Origin of the sequence: Baekduia sp., assembly GCF_035685985.1 — a bacterium.
Lineage (GTDB): Bacteria > Actinomycetota > Thermoleophilia > Solirubrobacterales > Solirubrobacteraceae > Baekduia.
This window is the reverse complement of sequence record NZ_DASRZV010000015.1, coordinates 185,950-201,281: the sequence shown is the minus strand read 5'-3', so window position 1 is coordinate 201,281 and position 15,332 is coordinate 185,950. Positions and strand designations below refer to the sequence as shown.

Annotated in this window: 16 protein-coding genes; 4 read left to right on the top strand and 12 right to left on the bottom strand. The window is 72.2% G+C overall.

Annotation, left to right across the window (positions count from 1 at the left end):
- Positions 1 to 6: 6 nt before the first annotated feature.
- The 8 genes from atpD to VFG42_RS07910 all read right to left on the bottom strand — a co-directional run bounded on the left by atpD (position 7) and on the right by VFG42_RS07910 (position 6,849).
- Positions 7 to 1,482: a F0F1 ATP synthase subunit beta gene (atpD, locus tag VFG42_RS07945; protein WP_324907073.1), complete on the bottom strand. Its 1,476-nt coding sequence runs from the start codon at positions 1,480 to 1,482 to the stop codon at positions 7 to 9.
- Between the two features lie 55 nt (positions 1,483 to 1,537).
- On the bottom strand, positions 1,538 to 2,443 hold the full coding sequence (atpG, locus tag VFG42_RS07940; protein WP_324907071.1) for an ATP synthase F1 subunit gamma: 906 nt from the start codon (positions 2,441 to 2,443) through the stop codon (positions 1,538 to 1,540).
- 3 nt (positions 2,444 to 2,446) lie between these two features.
- Positions 2,447 to 4,087, bottom strand: a complete 1,641-nt coding sequence (gene atpA, locus VFG42_RS07935) for a F0F1 ATP synthase subunit alpha (RefSeq protein WP_324907069.1) — start codon at positions 4,085 to 4,087, stop codon at positions 2,447 to 2,449.
- Between the two features lie 61 nt (positions 4,088 to 4,148).
- Entirely contained in the window at positions 4,149 to 4,679 is a 531-nt protein-coding gene (gene atpH / locus VFG42_RS07930; RefSeq protein WP_324907067.1) for an ATP synthase F1 subunit delta, read from the bottom strand.
- Complete coding sequence (gene atpF, locus VFG42_RS07925; RefSeq protein ID WP_324907065.1) at positions 4,680 to 5,264, bottom strand: F0F1 ATP synthase subunit B; 585 nt, start codon at positions 5,262 to 5,264, stop codon at positions 4,680 to 4,682.
- Positions 5,265 to 5,270: 6 nt separating this feature from the next.
- Positions 5,271 to 5,561 carry an ATP synthase F0 subunit C gene (gene atpE, locus VFG42_RS07920; protein WP_081854208.1) on the bottom strand — a complete coding sequence of 97 codons (291 nt, stop codon included), beginning with the start codon at positions 5,559 to 5,561 and terminating at the stop codon, positions 5,271 to 5,273.
- A 20-nt stretch (positions 5,562 to 5,581) separates the two neighbouring features.
- On the bottom strand, positions 5,582 to 6,475 hold the full coding sequence (atpB, locus tag VFG42_RS07915; protein ID WP_324907061.1) for a F0F1 ATP synthase subunit A: 894 nt from the start codon (positions 6,473 to 6,475) through the stop codon (positions 5,582 to 5,584).
- Positions 6,475 to 6,849, bottom strand: coding sequence for a hypothetical protein (locus VFG42_RS07910; protein ID WP_324907059.1), 375 nt, complete (start codon positions 6,847 to 6,849; stop codon positions 6,475 to 6,477). The genes atpB and VFG42_RS07910 overlap by 1 nt, the downstream gene beginning before the upstream one ends.
- Positions 6,850 to 7,479: 630 nt before the next feature.
- Here VFG42_RS07910 and VFG42_RS07905 point away from each other — a divergent pair.
- Genes VFG42_RS07905 through VFG42_RS07895 form a run of 3 tightly spaced genes read left to right on the top strand, consistent with a single transcriptional unit; the run spans position 7,480 to position 10,736 of the window.
- Positions 7,480 to 7,680, top strand: a complete 201-nt coding sequence (locus tag VFG42_RS07905; protein WP_324907057.1) for a heavy-metal-associated domain-containing protein — start codon at positions 7,480 to 7,482, stop codon at positions 7,678 to 7,680.
- Positions 7,677 to 8,516, top strand: coding sequence for a hypothetical protein (locus VFG42_RS07900; protein WP_324907055.1), 840 nt, complete (start codon positions 7,677 to 7,679; stop codon positions 8,514 to 8,516). Before VFG42_RS07905 ends, VFG42_RS07900 begins: the two co-directional genes overlap by 4 nt.
- Positions 8,517 to 10,736, top strand: coding sequence for a heavy metal translocating P-type ATPase (locus VFG42_RS07895; protein ID WP_324907053.1), 2,220 nt, complete (start codon positions 8,517 to 8,519; stop codon positions 10,734 to 10,736).
- Here the strand turns inward: VFG42_RS07895 and VFG42_RS07890 are convergent.
- Positions 10,729 to 12,057, bottom strand: a complete 1,329-nt coding sequence (locus VFG42_RS07890) for a hypothetical protein (protein WP_324907051.1) — start codon at positions 12,055 to 12,057, stop codon at positions 10,729 to 10,731. The two genes, VFG42_RS07895 and VFG42_RS07890, sit on opposite strands and share 8 nt — an antisense overlap.
- On the bottom strand, positions 12,054 to 12,584 hold the full coding sequence (locus tag VFG42_RS07885) for an RNA polymerase sigma factor (protein WP_324907049.1): 531 nt from the start codon (positions 12,582 to 12,584) through the stop codon (positions 12,054 to 12,056). The genes VFG42_RS07890 and VFG42_RS07885 overlap by 4 nt, the downstream gene beginning before the upstream one ends.
- A 54-nt stretch (positions 12,585 to 12,638) precedes the next feature.
- Between VFG42_RS07885 and VFG42_RS07880 the strand changes: the two genes are divergently transcribed.
- Positions 12,639 to 14,048, top strand: coding sequence for a cytochrome P450 (locus VFG42_RS07880; RefSeq protein WP_324907047.1), 1,410 nt, complete (start codon positions 12,639 to 12,641; stop codon positions 14,046 to 14,048).
- Here the strand turns inward: VFG42_RS07880 and VFG42_RS07875 are convergent.
- The gene (locus tag VFG42_RS07875) at positions 13,951 to 14,949 is read right to left on the bottom strand and encodes a hypothetical protein (protein ID WP_324907045.1); all 999 of its coding nucleotides are present in this window, start codon (positions 14,947 to 14,949) and stop codon (positions 13,951 to 13,953) included. The genes VFG42_RS07880 and VFG42_RS07875 overlap by 98 nt on opposite strands.
- Positions 14,946 to 15,326: a cupin domain-containing protein gene (locus VFG42_RS07870; protein ID WP_324907042.1), complete on the bottom strand. Its 381-nt coding sequence runs from the start codon at positions 15,324 to 15,326 to the stop codon at positions 14,946 to 14,948. Before VFG42_RS07870 ends, VFG42_RS07875 begins: the two co-directional genes overlap by 4 nt.
- Positions 15,327 to 15,332: the final 6 nt, after the last annotated feature.

Below are 15,332 nucleotides of genomic sequence, written 5' to 3'. Positions count from 1 at the left end.
GAACGCCTACTTGTCGCCCTTGGCCGCCGCGACGACGTCGTCGATCGTGCCCTTCAGCAGGAACGCGGACTCCGGCAGGTCGTCGTGATCGCCGTTCAGGATCTCCTTGAACGAGCGGATCGTCTCGCCGATCGGCACGTAGGCGCCCGGCGTGCCCGTGAACTGCTCGGCCACGTTGAACGGCTGCGACAGGAAGCGCTCGATCTTGCGGGCGCGCTGCACCGTCACCTTGTCGTCGTCGGAGAGCTCGTCGATGCCGAGGATCGCGATGATGTCCTGCAGCTCCTTGTAGCGCTGCAGGATCGACTTGACCTGGTTGGCGACGTTGTAGTGCTCCTCGCCCAGGATGTCGGGCTTGAGGATCGTGGACGTCGAGTCCAGCGGGTCGACCGCCGGGTAGATGCCCTTCTCGGAGATCGACCGCGACAGCGTCGTCGTGGCGTTGAGGTGCGCGAACACCGAGGCCGGGGCCGGGTCGGTGAGGTCGTCCGCCGGGACGTAGATCGCCTGGACCGACGTGACCGAGCCGGTGCGCGTCGAGGTGATGCGCTCCTGCAGCTGGCCCATCTCGGACTCCAGCGTCGGCTGGTAGCCGACCTGCGACGGCATGCGGCCCAGAAGCGCGGAGACCTCGGAGCCCGCCTGCACGAAGCGGAAGATGTTGTCGATGAACAGCAGCACGTCCTGGCCCTGGTCGCGGAAGTACTCCGCCATCGTCAGGCCGGTCAGCGCGACGCGCATGCGCGCCCCGGGGGGCTCGTTCATCTGGCCGAAGACCATCATGGTCTTGTCGATGACGCCGGACTCCGTCATCTCCAGCCAGAGGTCGTTGCCCTCTCGCGAGCGCTCGCCCACGCCGCAGAACGCCGACAGGCCGCCGTGCTCGGACGCCAGGTTGTGGATCAGCTCCTGGATGAGCACCGTCTTGCCCACGCCGGCGCCGCCGAACAGGCCGACCTTGCCGCCCTTGGCGTACGGCGCGAGCAGGTCGATGACCTTGATGCCGGTCTCGAACATCTCGGTCGTCGGCGTCAGGTTCTCGACCGTCGGCGCCGGGCGGTGGATCGCCCAGCGGTCGTTCTCGGTCGGGATCTCGTCGCGCTGGTCGATCACGTCGCCCAGCACGTTGAAGATGCGGCCGAGCGTCTTCTCGCCGACGGGCACCGAGATCGGCGCGCCGGTGTCCTCGATCTCCAGGCCGCGGGACAGGCCGTCGGTCGTGTCCATGGCGACCGCGCGGACGCGGTCGTCGCCGAGGTGCTGCTGCACCTCGCAGACCAGCCACTGCGCGCCGGCCTCGGCCGAGACGCCCTCCTCGGCCTGCGCGGCCTCGGGCAGCTTCACGCGGATCGCGTTGTAGATGTTGGGCAGCTTGTCGGGGAAGACGGCCTCGATGACGACGCCCTGGATCTCCTCGATCCGGCCGACGTTCTTGCCGCCGTTCTCCGCGCCCGCGGGGCGCTCGGTGATGCTGGCTTCCATGGTCTCTAAATCTCCTGGAACGTTCTAAGTCTTGGTGTAGGCCTAGGCCGGCCCGCTAGGTCAGCGCCTCGGCGCCGCCGACGACTTCCATGATCTCCTGCGTGATCTCCGCCTGGCGCGCGCGGTTCATCTCGAGCGTCAGGTCGTCGATGACCTCGCCGGCGTTCTCCGACGCGTTGCGCATGGCGGTCATGCGGGCACCGTGCTCCGATGCCGTCGACTCCAGCAGCGCGCGGAAGATCGAGATCTCCACGTAGTCGGGGACCAACCGCTCCAAGATCACGGCGGGGTCGGGCTCGTACTCGACGAGCGCGTGGTGGCCGCTCTCGCCCTCGGCGCCCTCGGTGTCGCGCTCGTTGCCCTCGAGGATCGTCGCCTCCTGCAGCGGCAGCAGCGTCTCCCGCCGCACCTCCTGCACCAGCGGCGACACGTAGCCGTTGTAGAAGATCTCGACGCGGTCGACCTTGTCGTCGACGTACATCGCCATCAGCGACTCGGCGACCTCGCGGGCGTTGGCGTACGCGGGGCGGTCGGTGAAGCCGGTGAACGCGCCCTCGGGCTCGCGGCCGCGGAACGTCAGCGACGACACGCCGCGGCGCCCCGTGGCCGAGAAGATCACCGTCTTGCCCTGCTCCTCGTACTCGACCGCCGCGCGGATGCCCGCGCGGATGATCTGCGAGTTGAAGGCGCCCGCCAGGCCACGGTCGGCGGTGACGAGCAGCAGCCCGATGCGCTCCTCGCGCTCGTGCTGCTTGAGGATCGGCAGCGTGCCGATCTCCCCGCCGGCCGCCTCGGCCGCCTGCCGCGTCATGCGGCGGATGGCCCCGGCGTACGGGCGCAGGTGCTCGATGCGCTGCTCCGCGCGACGCAGGCGGGCGGCGGCGACCATCTCCATCGCCCGCGTGATCTTGCGGATGTTCTGGACCGAGGCGATCCGGTTCTTGACGTCGCGCTGCGACATGGGTTAGGCCGCGGCCCCCGCGGTCTGCTCCTCGGCGGCCTGGTCGGCGGCCGACGCGTTGCCGTTGGACGAGCTGTCGCGCGTCGCGACGCGGTCGCTCTCGCCCTCGGCCAGCGGCTGGCCCTCCTCGTCGAGGTCGTAGCCGAAGTCGTCGGTGAAGGTGGCGATGGCCTGCTTCAGCGAGGACTGCGTGTCGTCGGACCAGTCGCCGCCGGCGATCTTGTCCAGCAGGTCCTGCGACTCGGCCGACAGGCGCTGCGACAGGCCCTCGAGGAACTCGGTCACGCGGTCGACGTTGATGCGGTCGACGAACCCGTTCGTCGCGGCGTACACCTGGGCGACCTGGAGGCCGACCGGCAGCGGCTCGCGCTCGTTCTGGTTCAGCGTGGCGACCAGGCGGGCGCCGCGCGACAGCGTGCGCTGCGTGTCCGGGTCGAGATCGGAGCCGAACTGCGCGAAGGCCTCGAGGTCGCGGTACTGCGACAGCTCGATCTTCAGGCGGCCCGCGACCTTCTTCATCGGGCTGATCTGCGCGTTGCCGCCGACGCGCGACACCGAGATGCCGACGTTGATGGCCGGGCGCACGCCCGAGTTGAACAGCTTGGGCTCGAGGAAGATCTGCCCGTCGGTGATCGAGATGACGTTCGTCGGGATGTAGGCCGACACGTCGCCGGCCTGCGTCTCGATGATCGGCAGCGCGGTCATCGAGCCGCCGCCGAGGTCGTCGCTCAGCTTCACCGCGCGCTCCAGCAGGCGGGAGTGCAGGTAGAAGACGTCGCCCGGGTACGCCTCGCGGCCCGGCGGGCGGCGCAGCAGCAGCGACATCTGGCGGTAGGCGAACGCGTGCTTGGTGAGGTCGTCGTACGTGACGACCGCGTGGCCGCCCTTGTACAGGAAGTACTCGGCCATCGCGGCGCCCGCGTACGGGGCCAGGAACTTGATCGGGGCGGCCTCGTCGGCGCCCGCGGCCACGATGATCGTCTTGTCGAGCGCGCCGTGCTCGGCGAGCGTCTCGGCGATGCCGACGACCGTCGCCATGCGCTGGCCGATCGCGACGTAGACGAAGACGAGGTCCGAGTCCTTGTTGTTGATGATCGTGTCGATCGCGATCGCCGTCTTGCCCGACTGGCGGTCGCCGATGATCAGCTCGCGCTGGCCACGGCCGATCGGGATCATCGAGTCGACGGCCTTCAGGCCCGTCTGCATCGGCTCGGTGACCGGCTGACGCTGGACGACGCCCGGAGCCTTGAACTCGGCCGGGCGGCGCTCGGAGACGTTGATGTCGCCCTTGCCGTCCAGCGGCACGCCGAGCGGCGAGACGATCCGGCCGAGCATGGCGTCGCCGACGGGGATGTCCATCAGGCGGCCGGTGCGCTTGACCGTGTCGCCCTCGACGACCTTCTCCCACGGGCCGAAGAGCACGGCGCCGACGTTGTCGGACTCGAGGTTGAGGGCCAGGCCGGTCACGCCGTGCGGGAGCTCGAGCGTCTCGAACGACATGCAGTTCTCGAGCCCGTGGATGCGGGCGATGCCGTCCGCGACCGACAGGACGGTGCCGACCTCGGTCAGCTCGGCCTGCCCCTGGTCGAGGCCCTCGATGCGGGACTTCAGGATGGAGGTGATCTCGTCGGGCTTGATCTGCATGCGGTTCGGATTCCTTGAAGGGGTGGAAGCTCGGGGTCGGCGCGCGCGGTCCTAGACCAGGCTAGGACGACGCGACGCTGCGGCGGAGGTTCTCGAGGCGGTTGCGGATGGACGCGTCCAGGATGGAGTTCCCGACGCGGACGATGAGGCCGCCGAGCACGTCGGGGTCGACGTTGGCCGTCAACTCGACCTGCTGGCCGGTCTGACGGCCGATGGCGTCGCCGATGGACTTCACCGTGGCGTCGTCGAGGGCCACCGCGGACGTGACGGTCACCGGGAGCAGCTTGTGCTCCTCCTCCCAGAGCGCGTCGTACTCGCGACGCACCCGGAAGACGACCGGCATGCGGTGGTTCTCGATCAGCAGCGCGAGGAAGTTCTCGACCGTCGGGTCGACCCCCTCGAGCAGGCGGCCCAGGCCCTCGGCCTTCTCCTTGGTGGAGAAGTACGGCGAGAAGAAGTAGATCGACAGCTCGCGGTTGCCGTCCAGGGCGTCGGCGAACTGCCCGAGCTGCTCCTTGACGACGTCGAGCTTGCTCTGCTCCTTGGCGACCTCGAAGAGGGACCGCGCGTAGACCTGGGCGATCTCCTCCATCTAGCGGCGCTCCCCCAGGGCGGAGAAGTCCAACTCCGACAGCGCGTCCTCGACGAGGCGGCGCTGGTCCTCCTCGTTGAGGGTCTTGCGGGTGACGCGCTCCGTGGCGGCGACGGTGAGGTCGGCCACCTCGCGGCGGATCTCCTGCAGGGCACGGGCCGTCTCGGCCTGGATGTCCTTGCGGGCGCGCTCGAGCTGCTCCTCGCGGATCTCGGCGGCCTGCTCGGCGGCGGCACGCTCGGCGGCCTCGCCGTTCTTGCGCGCGCGGGTCACGATCTCCTCGGCCTGGACGCGGGCCTCCTTGAGGCGCTCGCGGTACTCGGCCAGGATCTCGTCGGCCTCCGCCTTGGTGCGCTCCGCGGAGTCGATCGACTCCTCGATCAGGTGCTGGCGCTTCTCGAGCGCCGCGGAGATCTGCGGGAACGCGTACTTGCGCAGGATGAACAGCGCGACGAGGAACGCGAGCACCGTCCAGATCATCAGCCCGACGTCCGGGCTGACGAGGAAGTTGGAGCTCTCGTCCTCGCCGCCACCGGAGGCGGCGAGCGGCAGGGCGACCGCGTGGATGATGCCGGTCAGCAGCATCGGGACCTAGCCGAGGAAGAAGGCGATCAGGCCGAAGATGAACGCGTAGAACACGATCGCCTCGGTCAGTGCGAAGCCCAGCCACTGGATCGAGGTGATCTCGTCGCGCATCTCGGGCTGACGGGTCACCGACTCGATGACCTTGCCGAAGATGAAGCCGACGCCGACGCCCGGGCCGATCGTGCCGAGGCCCGCGCCGATGCCGAGCGCGATGGCCTTGCCGGCCTTGCGGCCGTACTCCTGCGGATCAGCGGCCTGAGCGAGGGTGGTGACCTCGTTGATGACGGACAGGTCCACGGTACTTGTCTCCTTGGGGGTTAGTGCTCCTCGGCGACTGCGCCGCCGAGGTAGATCGCGGTAAGGGTGGCGAAGATGAAGGCCTGAAGCGTTGCGACCAGGCCCACCTCGAAGAGGAAGAAGGCCACGGCCATCGTGCCGGTGACGAGGCCGAGGACGACCGAGCCGCCGATCGCGAGGTTCAGCAGGACGACGAGACCGCCGCCCATGAACAGGATCAGCAGGTGCCCGGCCAGGATGTTCGCGAAGAGACGAACGGAGAGGCTGACGAGCCGGACGAAGTGCGAGATGACCTCGATCACGAAGATCGGGCCGACCGCGGGGCCCTCGACGCCGGCCGGGACCCAGGACTTCAGGTAGCCGATGACGCCCTTGGCCCGGACGCCCTCGACGTGGTAGCTGATCCACACGAAGAGCGTGAGGACGAGCGGCACGGAGATGTTGGCCGTGGCGGCGAACAGCGCGAGGCTCGGGATGTGCGCGCCGAAGATGTCCACCTTGTGCTCGGTGTTCGTCGGCAGCGGCAGGTAGCCGAGCATGTTCGAGAACCAGATGAACAGGAAGAGCGCCCCGATGAACGGGAACCACTTCGCGGCCATCTTGGTGTCCATGTTGCCGCGCGTGATGTTGTCGCGCATGAGCAGGAACACGGTCTCGACCGCGGTCTGGACCTTGTTCGGGCGCTCCTGCATGCGCTTGGCGACGTAGACCATCGTCCAGCACATGAGGGCCGTCGCCACGATCACGTAGAAGACGGCCTTGTTGATGGACATGACGCCGAGGTCGATCCACGGATCGAGCTTGAACTCGTTCTGCGGCTTGAAGCTCTCGTTGATGTTCAACGCGAACGCGCCGGCCGGGGAGGCCAGGAGCGCGACGAGCGGCGCGAGGAGGATGGCAACACGCTTGGGCATCAAGAAGGCAGCTCTCGGTGGTTCTCGAACGGGCGGAGGATCAGGGAGACGGTGAAGTACGCCGTGAACAGCACGACGACGAGCACGGCGGCGGCCAATCCGACTGCGTCATCGCTCCCGGCGATCAGGTATGCGGCGAAGATCGTAAGGGCTACGAGCCATCCGCGTCCGATCATCGACCCGGCGGTCAGTCCGACGACGGTCTTCGGGTCGTCCGAAGCGGCCGCGCGACGCTCGGTGTAGTGGTGGATCGCGGACTGCGCGATCCACGCGATCGCGGCCGCGGCGTAGCCGCCCAGCGGCCAGCCGGCGACGATGAAGATCGGCAGCGCGAGGACGAGCAGGACCAGGTCGAGATGCTTGATCGCGAACATCGCGGACCTCAGCGGAGCGGGTTGCGGTCCGCGCGCGGGCACGGCCGGACGTGACGACGAGCGAGCCGGCCGGCCGGAGCCGCGACCGCGCAGGTCCCCCGCGCGCCGGGGCGCGCGTGCCGCACGATCGCGCGGCGCAGCCGGGAAGGGCGGCGCGAGGCGTCGTGAGCGAAGGGGTCGGGGTCGAGGTTCTCGTGGGGCTCGTTCATGGCGTCAGGCCGCGTCGGTGCGGGACCTGCTCGATGACATGGCACGCCGTCCGCTCTGCTCATGACGGCGACCCTTCCGGAGGCGGGGACCTTGCCTCCTTGGCGGCAAGCCGGAGACTACCGAAGTCGCGGACTTTGTAACAACTTCGTGACAGTCGCCTCTAAGAGTCTGACGCGCGCACGTGAAGATAGGCAGCATGACTGTTGTTAGGCGACCCTTCGTCAGATCGCCGGGTTCGAGCCTGGGTCGGAGCGGCGACGCGGACGGCCGCGCGGCGACCTCGGGGTCGTTCGACGAGGGTCGCTCAGGCGCGTCGCCGCGTGCGTTTCGCGGTCGGACGTCTGACACGGCGCGACGTCTCGGAGCGGCGAGCCCCCGGTCGTCTTGTTACCCCCCGGGGGTATCTGCTACGGTAGAGGCATGACCACCACCTACTCCGTCTCCGGCCTGTCCTGCGAGCACTGCGTGCGCTCGGTCACCGAGGAGGTCGCCGAGGTCCCCGGCGTCGAGGGCGTCGAGGTCGACCTGGCCAGCGGGCGCATGGTGGTCCGCGGCGAGGGCGTCGAGGACGACGCGATCCGCGCCGCCGTCGACGAGGCCGGCTACGCGCTGGTCCCATGACCCGGCCCGCCGCCTACCTGACCGCGCTGCTGGCGCTGTTCGGCCTGGCCTACCTCGCCGGCGGCGCGCGGGTAGGCGTCGGCGAGGGGGCGCGCGCGACGGCCGAGCGCGGGCACGGCGGCGCCGACGGCGCGATGGCGATGGGCGACGCCCACGACGACGCGTCGGTCCCGGGCCTGGCCGTCGCCGAGCGCGGGCTGCGCCTGGTCGCGCCCGCCACGCTGCGCGCCGGCGTCCGCGAGGACGTCGCGTTCCGGATTGCCGACGACCGCGGCGCGACCGTCCGCGACTTCGACGTCGAGCACACCAAGAAGCTGCACCTGATCGCGGTGCGCCGCGACCTGACCGGCTTCCAGCACCTCCACCCCACCCAGGCCGCCGACGGCTCGTGGCGCGTGCCGCTGACCCTGCGCGACCCGGGCGCCTACCGCCTGCTCGCGGACTTCACGCCGCGCGGCGGCCAGGCGACGACGCTGGGCTCCGACGTGCTGGTCGGCGGGGACTTCGCGCCGCGCGCGCTGCCCGCGCCCTCGGCGCACGCGTCGGTCGACGGCTACGACGTGGCGCTCGCGCCCTCGACCGGGCGCGAGGCGACGCTGCGCTTCGCGATCTCCCGCGACGGCGCGGCGGTCACGCCCGAGCCCTACCTGGGCGCCGCCGGCCACCTCGTCGCGCTGCGCGAGGGCGACCTCGCCTACCTGCACGTCCACCCGGACGCGAACGGGAAGGTCGCGTTCGGCGCGCGCTTCCCCAGCGCCGGCCGCTACCGGCTGTTCCTGCAGTTCCAGCACGAGGGCCGCGTCCACACCGCGGCGTTCACCAAGGTGGTGTCCTAGATGTCCAACGTCGAGCTGCCGATCACCGGCATGACCTGCGCGTCGTGCGCCAACCGCATCGAGCGCAAGCTCAACAAGCTCGACGGCGTGACCGCGACGGTCAACTACGCGACCGAGCGCGCGGCCGTCGAGTTCGACCCCGAGGCGGTGGCGCCCGAGCAGCTCGTCGAGACCGTGCGCTCCGCGGGCTACGACGCGACGCTGCCGGCGACGGGCGACACCGACGCCCGCGCCGACGCCCACGACGAGCCGGCGCCGCTGCGCACGCGCCTGATCGTCTCGGCCGCGCTGACGCTGCCGCTGCTCGTGTTGTCCATGGTCCCGCCGCTGCAGTTCGACAACTGGCAGTGGCTGGCGCTGCAGCTCGCCACGCCGGTGGCGCTGTGGGGCGCGTGGCCGTTTCACCGCGCCGCGTGGGTCAACCTGCGCCACGGCGCGGCGACGATGGACACGCTGGTCTCGGTCGGCGTGCTCGCCGCCTACGGCTGGTCGCTCTACGCGCTGTTCCTCGGCGACGCCGGGATGACCGGCATGACCATGACGTTGTCCTTCACCGGCTCCGGCGGCGACGAGCTGTACCTGGAGACCGCGGGCGCGGTGACGACGTTCCTGCTGGCCGGCCGCTACTTCGAGGCGCGCGCCAAGCGCCGCGCGGGCGCCGCGCTGGAGGCGCTGCTCGCGCTCGGCGCCAAGGACGTCGCGGTGCTCGACGACGACGGGCGCGAGACCCGCGTGCCGGTCGAGCGGCTGCGGGTCGGCGACCGCTTCGTCGTGCGGCCGGGCGAGAAGGTCGCCACCGACGGCGTCGTCGTCGAGGGCGCGAGCGCGGTCGACCAGGCGCTGCTGACCGGCGAGTCCGTGCCGGTCGAGAAGGCGCCGGGCGACGAGGTCGCGGGCGCGACCGTCAACGTCGGCGGGCGGCTGGTCGTCCAGGCCACGCGCGTCGGGTCCGACACCGCGCTGGCGCAGATCGCGCGCCTGGTCACCGACGCGCAGACCGGCAAGGCGCCGGTGCAGCGGCTGGCCGACCGCGTCTCGGGCGTCTTCGTCCCGGTCGTGATCGCGATCGCGGTCGTCACGCTCGGCTACCGGCTGGGCGCCGGCGAGGAGACCTCGGCCGCGTTCGCCGCCGCCGTCTCGGTGCTGGTCATCGCGTGCCCGTGCGCGCTCGGGCTGGCGACGCCGACCGCGCTGCTGGTCGGCACCGGCCGCGGCGCGCAGCTGGGGCTGTTGATCAAGGGCCCCGAGGTCCTGGAGTCGACGCGGACGATCGACACCATCGTGTTGGACAAGACCGGCACGGTGACGACCGGTCGCATGGCGGTCACCGACGTGGCGGGCGACGAGCGCACGCTGCGGCTGGCCGCGGCGATCGAGGCGGCCAGCGAGCATCCGGTCGCCCGGGCGATCGCGAGCGCCGGCGGCGACGGCGTCGCGGCCGGCGGCGGCGCCGCGGCCGGCGGCGGCGCGCTGCCGCCGGTCGAGTCCTTCGTCAACCGCGAGGGGCTCGGCGTGGAGGGCGTGGTCGAGGGCCACGGCGTGCAGGTCGGCCGCCCGGCGCTGATGGCCGACTGGGGCCTGGCGGTCCCGGACGAGCTGGACGCCGCCCGCCGCGACGCCGAGGCGCGCGGCCGGACCGCCGTGCTCGTGGCCTGGGACGGCGCGGTGCGCGGCATGGTCGCGGTCGCCGACACGGTCAAGCCGACGTCGGCCGAGGCGATCGCGTCGCTGCGCGCGCTGGGGCTGACGCCGATCCTGCTGACCGGCGACAACGCGACGACCGCGCGCGCCGTGGCGACCGAGGTCGGCATCCACGAGGTCATCGCCGAGGTCCTGCCCGCCGACAAGGCCGCCGTGGTCCAGGGCCTGCAGGACCAAGGCAAGGTCGTGGCCATGGTCGGCGACGGCGTCAACGACGCGCCCGCGCTGGCCCAGGCCGACCTCGGCCTGGCCATCGGCACCGGCACCGACGTCGCGATCGAGGCCTCCGACCTGACGCTCGTCTCCGGCGACCTGCGCGGCGCGGCCGAGGCCATCCGCCTCAGCCGCGCGACGCTGCGCACGATCCGCCAGAACCTCGCCTGGGCGTTCGGCTACAACGTCGCGGCGATCCCGCTGGCGGCCGCCGGCCTGCTCGGCCCGCTGGTGGCCGGCGGCGCGATGGCGTTGTCCTCGATCTCGGTCGTCGCCAACGCGCTGCGGCTGCGGCGGTTCACTTGACCAGCCGCGCGGTGGCCGACGCGACGGGCGTGCCGGGGTAGACGAAGCCGGTCCCGAACACCGACCCGTCCTCGACCACGCGGTAGACGAGGTCGATCCGGTAGCGGCCGCGGCAGCTGATCCGCGACATCTTGATCGCCGCGCCGACCCGCTGGCCGGCGGCGACGTCGCGCTCGAGGTCGTGGCCGATGATCCCCTGGTGGCAGTGGCGCCCGCGCGTCGGCCGGAGCATGACGGTGTAGGTGGCGCGCGACTTCTCGGCCGCCACCCGCGCGCGGAACGCGACGTGCAGGACGAAGTTGCCCTCCGGCGCGCGCTCGATCCGCGCGGTCATCGGCGTCCTCACCTCGGCGCGCGTCGGCACCCGCACCTTCACCGGCGCGTACCCCTTGGCCGGGCAGCCGCCGCGCGGCTGCATGGTGTGGCGGACCGTGCAGGTCGTCCCGTCGTCGTAGGCGACCGACACGATCCGGTCGGCCCCGGGCGTGCGGCCGATGATGTAGGCGTTGCGCGCGATCATGCCGCGCCGCTTGGGCAGCGTCAGGCGCTCGCGCGGCGTGACGATCAGGAAGGCCCCGCTGCCGGGGGCGACCGGCACCGTCCGGCGCCCGCCGTCCGGCAAGGTGTAGGTGATGCTCTTGGCGCGCGGGCCGAGCAGGCCGTAGTCCACGGAGCGCATGCCCCGCGTCGGGCAGGCCTTCGTCTTGGGCGGCACGCGCCCGCCGAAGGCGTGCACCCAGCTCGGCACCATGCAGTCGTGCATGGCGGACGCGGGCATCTCGGCGTCGTGGATCGCCAGGAAGCCGTGCGCGTGGGCGTCCAGCGGGGCGCAGCCCGCGCGGTCGAGCACCTGCGGCCCGAGGGCGTGGAAGAGCCCGTCGTCCTCGAAGGCGCCGTCGCGACCGATCAACCCCAGCTTGCCGCCCTGGACGCGCCCGAGCTGCAGGCACGCGTAGCCGCGCGTGGTCGTGAACGTGCGCAGGCCCCACTTCAGCGCTCCGCCGTCGGGGTCGTCGACGACGATCGGCGGCGCGACGGTCCCGACCGGGACGCCGAAGCCGGTCTTGGGCGTCGGCGCCTTGCCCGAGCGCGGCTGGACGTCGGAGCCCGAGCCCAGCAGGCCGGTCGCGGCCGCGCCGATGGCGGCAAGCGCCAGCGCGGCCAGCAGCGCCAGGGCGAGCACGCGCGCGGCGGGCAGGCGACGCCCACGGCGACGGGACGGCGGCGACGGCGGCGGCGGGGCCGCGAGCCCCGCGCCCTCCTCGTCCAGCCGCGCCGCGGCGGCCACCAGCTCGTGCCGCAGATCCGGGAGCCGGGTCATGCGCGTCCTCCTTCCAGTCGTGAGCGGAGCGTTCGCAGGCCGCGCGAGACGCGCTGGCGCACGACGCTCTCCGAGCACCGCAGCGCGGCCGCCAGCTCCTCGTAGCTGCGCTCGTCGACGACGCGGCCGGCGACCGCGGCGCGCTGGTCGGGCGGCAGCTCCTCCAACGCCGCCAGCGCGGGCGCGCCGGCCAGCTCCTCCACGCGCGCCAGCGCGGCGTCGTCGAGCACGAGCCGCTCGAGGCCCAGCCGGCGGCGCGCGTCGTCCTCCACGCGCCCGCGCCGCAGCGACCCCGACAGCACGTTGCGCGCGATCCCGAACAGCCAGCCGCGCGCCTCGCCCCGTGACGGGTCGTGCGCGCGGCGGCTGCCGAGCGCCGCCGCGAACGTCTCGGCGGTCAGGTCCGCCGCCAGGTCGGCGCGGCGGACGCGCCGCAGGAAGAACGCGAGGACCGCGTCCTCGTGGCGGGCGTAGAAGACGCCGAAGGCCTCGGCGTCTCCCGCGAGCAGCTCGGCGTCGTCGGGCATCTGGGGACTGCTTGTCGTGAGGGGCACCGGCTGTGACACGGACGGGTGTCTGGGATGATCGCCGAGCGCATGCTCGTCGACGCCTCCCCCACGACGCTGCCGCCCGGGCCGTCGGTCGGCCCGGCCCGCCAGGTCGCCGCCTGGATCTTCCGTCCCGAGGCGCTGATGGAGCGCGGGCGGCGCGAGCGCGGCGACGTCTTCACGCTGCACCTGCCGCTCGGGCCGATCGTCGTCGTCGCCGACCCCGCGCTGGTCAAGGACGTCTTCACCGGCGACCCGGACGTGCTGCGCGCCGGCGAGGGCAACCGGCCGCTGGAGCCGGTCGTCGGGCCCGACTCCCTGCTGCTGCTCGACGGCCCGCGCCACCTGCGCCGCCGCCGGCTCGTGCTGCCGCCGTTCCACGGCGAGCGCCTCAAGACCTACGAGAACGACATGGCGGCGCTGACGCTCGAGTCGCTGGCGACGTGGCCGCGCGACCGCCCGTTCGCGCTGGAGCCGCACCTGCGCGCGATCACGCTGGCGATCATCGTCCGCGTCGTCTTCGGCATCGAGGACGACGAGCGCGCCGCGCGCATGCAGGCGCTGATCCCCGAGCTGGTGCCCGACGGCGGCTGGTCGTCGCTGCTGCTGCTCCCCGCGCTGCGGCGCGACCTCGGCCCGCGCTCGCCGTGGCGCCGCTTCCTCGCCGCGCGCGCCGCCGTCGACGCGCTGCTGCACGAGGAGATCGCCAAGCACCGCGCCGATCCGAACCTCGCCGCGCGGACCGACATCCTGTCCTTGCTGCTGCAGGCCCGCGACGAGGACGGCGCGCCGCTGACCGACGAGGAGCTGCGCGACGAGCTGATGACGCTGCTGCTGGCCGGCCACGAGACGACGGCCTCCGCGCTGGCCTGGGCGTTCACGCTGCTCGTCCACGCGCGGCCCGACGCCCTGGAGCGCGCCCGCGACGACGACGCCTACCTCGACGCGGTCGCGACCGAGACGCTGCGCCTCGAGCCGCCGCTGCCGATGGCCGTGCGCCGCGGCGCCGAGCCGGTGGCCGTCGGCGGCCACGATCTGCCCGCGGGCACGCGGATCGCGCCGTGCATCTACCTGATCCACCGCCGCGAGGACCTCTACGACGCGCCGCGCGCGTTCCGGCCCGAGCGCTTCCTGGACGGCAAGGCCGAGACCTACGCGTGGCTGCCGTTCGGCGGGGGCATCCGCCGGTGCGTCGGCGCCGCGTTCGCCCAGCTGGAGCTGCGGACCGTCCTGCGCACGGTGCTCGACGCGCTCGACGTCCGCGCCCCGGACGCCGGTGGCCGCCCGGAGCGCACGCGCCGCCGGGCGATCGTCCTCGCGCCGGACCGCGGCGCGCGCGTGGTCGTCAGGACGCGGAGCCGCTCGGCGACGGCGACGGCGACGACGGCTGCGACTCGGCCTGGCGCCGCGCCGCCGCCTCGCGCCGCTTCTGCAGGATCTTGAGCTGCGAGCGCACGACGGTCAGGGCCGGACGGCCCTTGCCCTTGAGGTCGACCAGGCCCGAGTCCCAGTTCTCGCCCTTGGCCGAGCTCCACTGGTACAGGTAGACGCGGGTGATCCGGCGGCTCAGCGGCACGAGCTTGTTGAACACCCAGCGCGTCGCCGTCGCCGCGTGCGCGGTGGACTCCGGGAACGTCACGGTGTTCTTGGTCTGGCGGCGCTTGACGATCCCGCCGGTCTCGGTGAACCAGACCTGGCCGGTCGTGTGCTTCAACAACGTCTTGGTGCCGGTCGTGCGCAGGCGGTTGGCGTCGAGGTAGTTGTGCAGGCCCCAGTAGCGCGGGCGCGGTGACTTCCGCCTGCCCAGGTGCCGCTGGTACTGGTCGACCCAGCTCGCCATGTTGGGCATGTCCAGCAGCTCGGCGCCCAAGATGGTGCACTTGGGGCAGGCGCGGCGCAGCGAGCGGTAGTAGGAGGACACCAGCTCGGGGCGATGGCACGTCGGCTCGCCGCAGTGGTTGGCCTCGTTCCAGGTGGCGAACGTCGTCACCCACGGGTAGCGCTTGCGGAACTGCTGGAAGTCGTACTTGAACCGCGACGGCGTCGGCAGCTTGCGGCGGTTGGTGCGCGAGTGGCCGAAGCCGACCAGCGGCATCACGCCCGCGGCGCGCGCGCCGTCCATCCACGCGTCGACCTCCGCGGTCTCCCACGGGTGCTCCATCGCGTCCCAGGACACCGACACGCGCGCGTACTGCACGTTCAGGCTCGCGAACAGCGGGCTGTAGAACATGTCCGGCTTCTGGTCGGCGATGCCGACGACCAGCGCGCTCGCGCTCGCCGGGACGATGAGGGCCGCCGTCGCGACGCACGCGACGACGAGCCGGGTCAGGCGCGCGGATGTCACGGCGCGGCGTCGGGCCCCTCGGTGAGGACCGTGTCCTCGTGCGCGTAGGACGGCGAGCAGCAGCACAGCAGGACCAGCGGCTCGTCGTTGGGGTTCTCGAGCTTGTGCTCGGTGCCGGGCGGCAGGACCGCGCAGTCGCCGGGCCCGACGTCGGTCCACTCGCCGCCGACCATCAGCCGGCCGCGACCCGCGGTGAAGAAGTACAGCTCCTCCGACTCGCGGTGGTAGTGCGCGAACGTCGAGCCGCCGGCGGGCACGGTGGCCTCCGCCAGGCTCTGGTTGCGCGACGGCAGCGTCCGCGGCCCCGCGATCTCGCGGATGGTCGAGCCGTCCAGCGTCGTGAACGGCGTCTGCGCTTCGAGGTTCCCCACGTCCATGTCGAC

What these genes read in the sequence shown, in the direction of transcription:
- atpB (WP_324907061.1), bottom strand. Translation starts at nt 6,475, where the DNA reads ATGCCCAAGCGTGTTGCCATCCTCCTCGCGCCGCTCGTCGCGCTCCTG.
- atpF (WP_324907065.1), bottom strand. Translation starts at nt 5,264, where the DNA reads ATGCTGCTGACCGGCATCATCCACGCGGTCGCCCTGCCGCTCGCCGCC.
- atpD (WP_324907073.1), bottom strand. Translation starts at nt 1,482, where the DNA reads ATGGAAGCCAGCATCACCGAGCGCCCCGCGGGCGCGGAGAACGGCGGC.
- VFG42_RS07870 (WP_324907042.1), bottom strand. Translation starts at nt 15,326, where the DNA reads ATGGACGTGGGGAACCTCGAAGCGCAGACGCCGTTCACGACGCTGGAC.
- VFG42_RS07900 (WP_324907055.1), top strand. Translation starts at nt 7,677, where the DNA reads ATGACCCGGCCCGCCGCCTACCTGACCGCGCTGCTGGCGCTGTTCGGC.
- atpA (WP_324907069.1), bottom strand. Translation starts at nt 4,087, where the DNA reads ATGCAGATCAAGCCCGACGAGATCACCTCCATCCTGAAGTCCCGCATC.
- VFG42_RS07895 (WP_324907053.1), top strand. Translation starts at nt 8,517, where the DNA reads ATGTCCAACGTCGAGCTGCCGATCACCGGCATGACCTGCGCGTCGTGC.
- VFG42_RS07880 (WP_324907047.1), top strand. Translation starts at nt 12,639, where the DNA reads ATGATCGCCGAGCGCATGCTCGTCGACGCCTCCCCCACGACGCTGCCG.
- atpG (WP_324907071.1), bottom strand. Translation starts at nt 2,443, where the DNA reads ATGTCGCAGCGCGACGTCAAGAACCGGATCGCCTCGGTCCAGAACATC.
- atpH (WP_324907067.1), bottom strand. Translation starts at nt 4,679, where the DNA reads ATGGAGGAGATCGCCCAGGTCTACGCGCGGTCCCTCTTCGAGGTCGCC.
- VFG42_RS07890 (WP_324907051.1), bottom strand. Translation starts at nt 12,057, where the DNA reads ATGACCCGGCTCCCGGATCTGCGGCACGAGCTGGTGGCCGCCGCGGCG.
- VFG42_RS07910 (WP_324907059.1), bottom strand. Translation starts at nt 6,849, where the DNA reads ATGTTCGCGATCAAGCATCTCGACCTGGTCCTGCTCGTCCTCGCGCTG.
- VFG42_RS07905 (WP_324907057.1), top strand. Translation starts at nt 7,480, where the DNA reads ATGACCACCACCTACTCCGTCTCCGGCCTGTCCTGCGAGCACTGCGTG.
- VFG42_RS07885 (WP_324907049.1), bottom strand. Translation starts at nt 12,584, where the DNA reads ATGCCCGACGACGCCGAGCTGCTCGCGGGAGACGCCGAGGCCTTCGGC.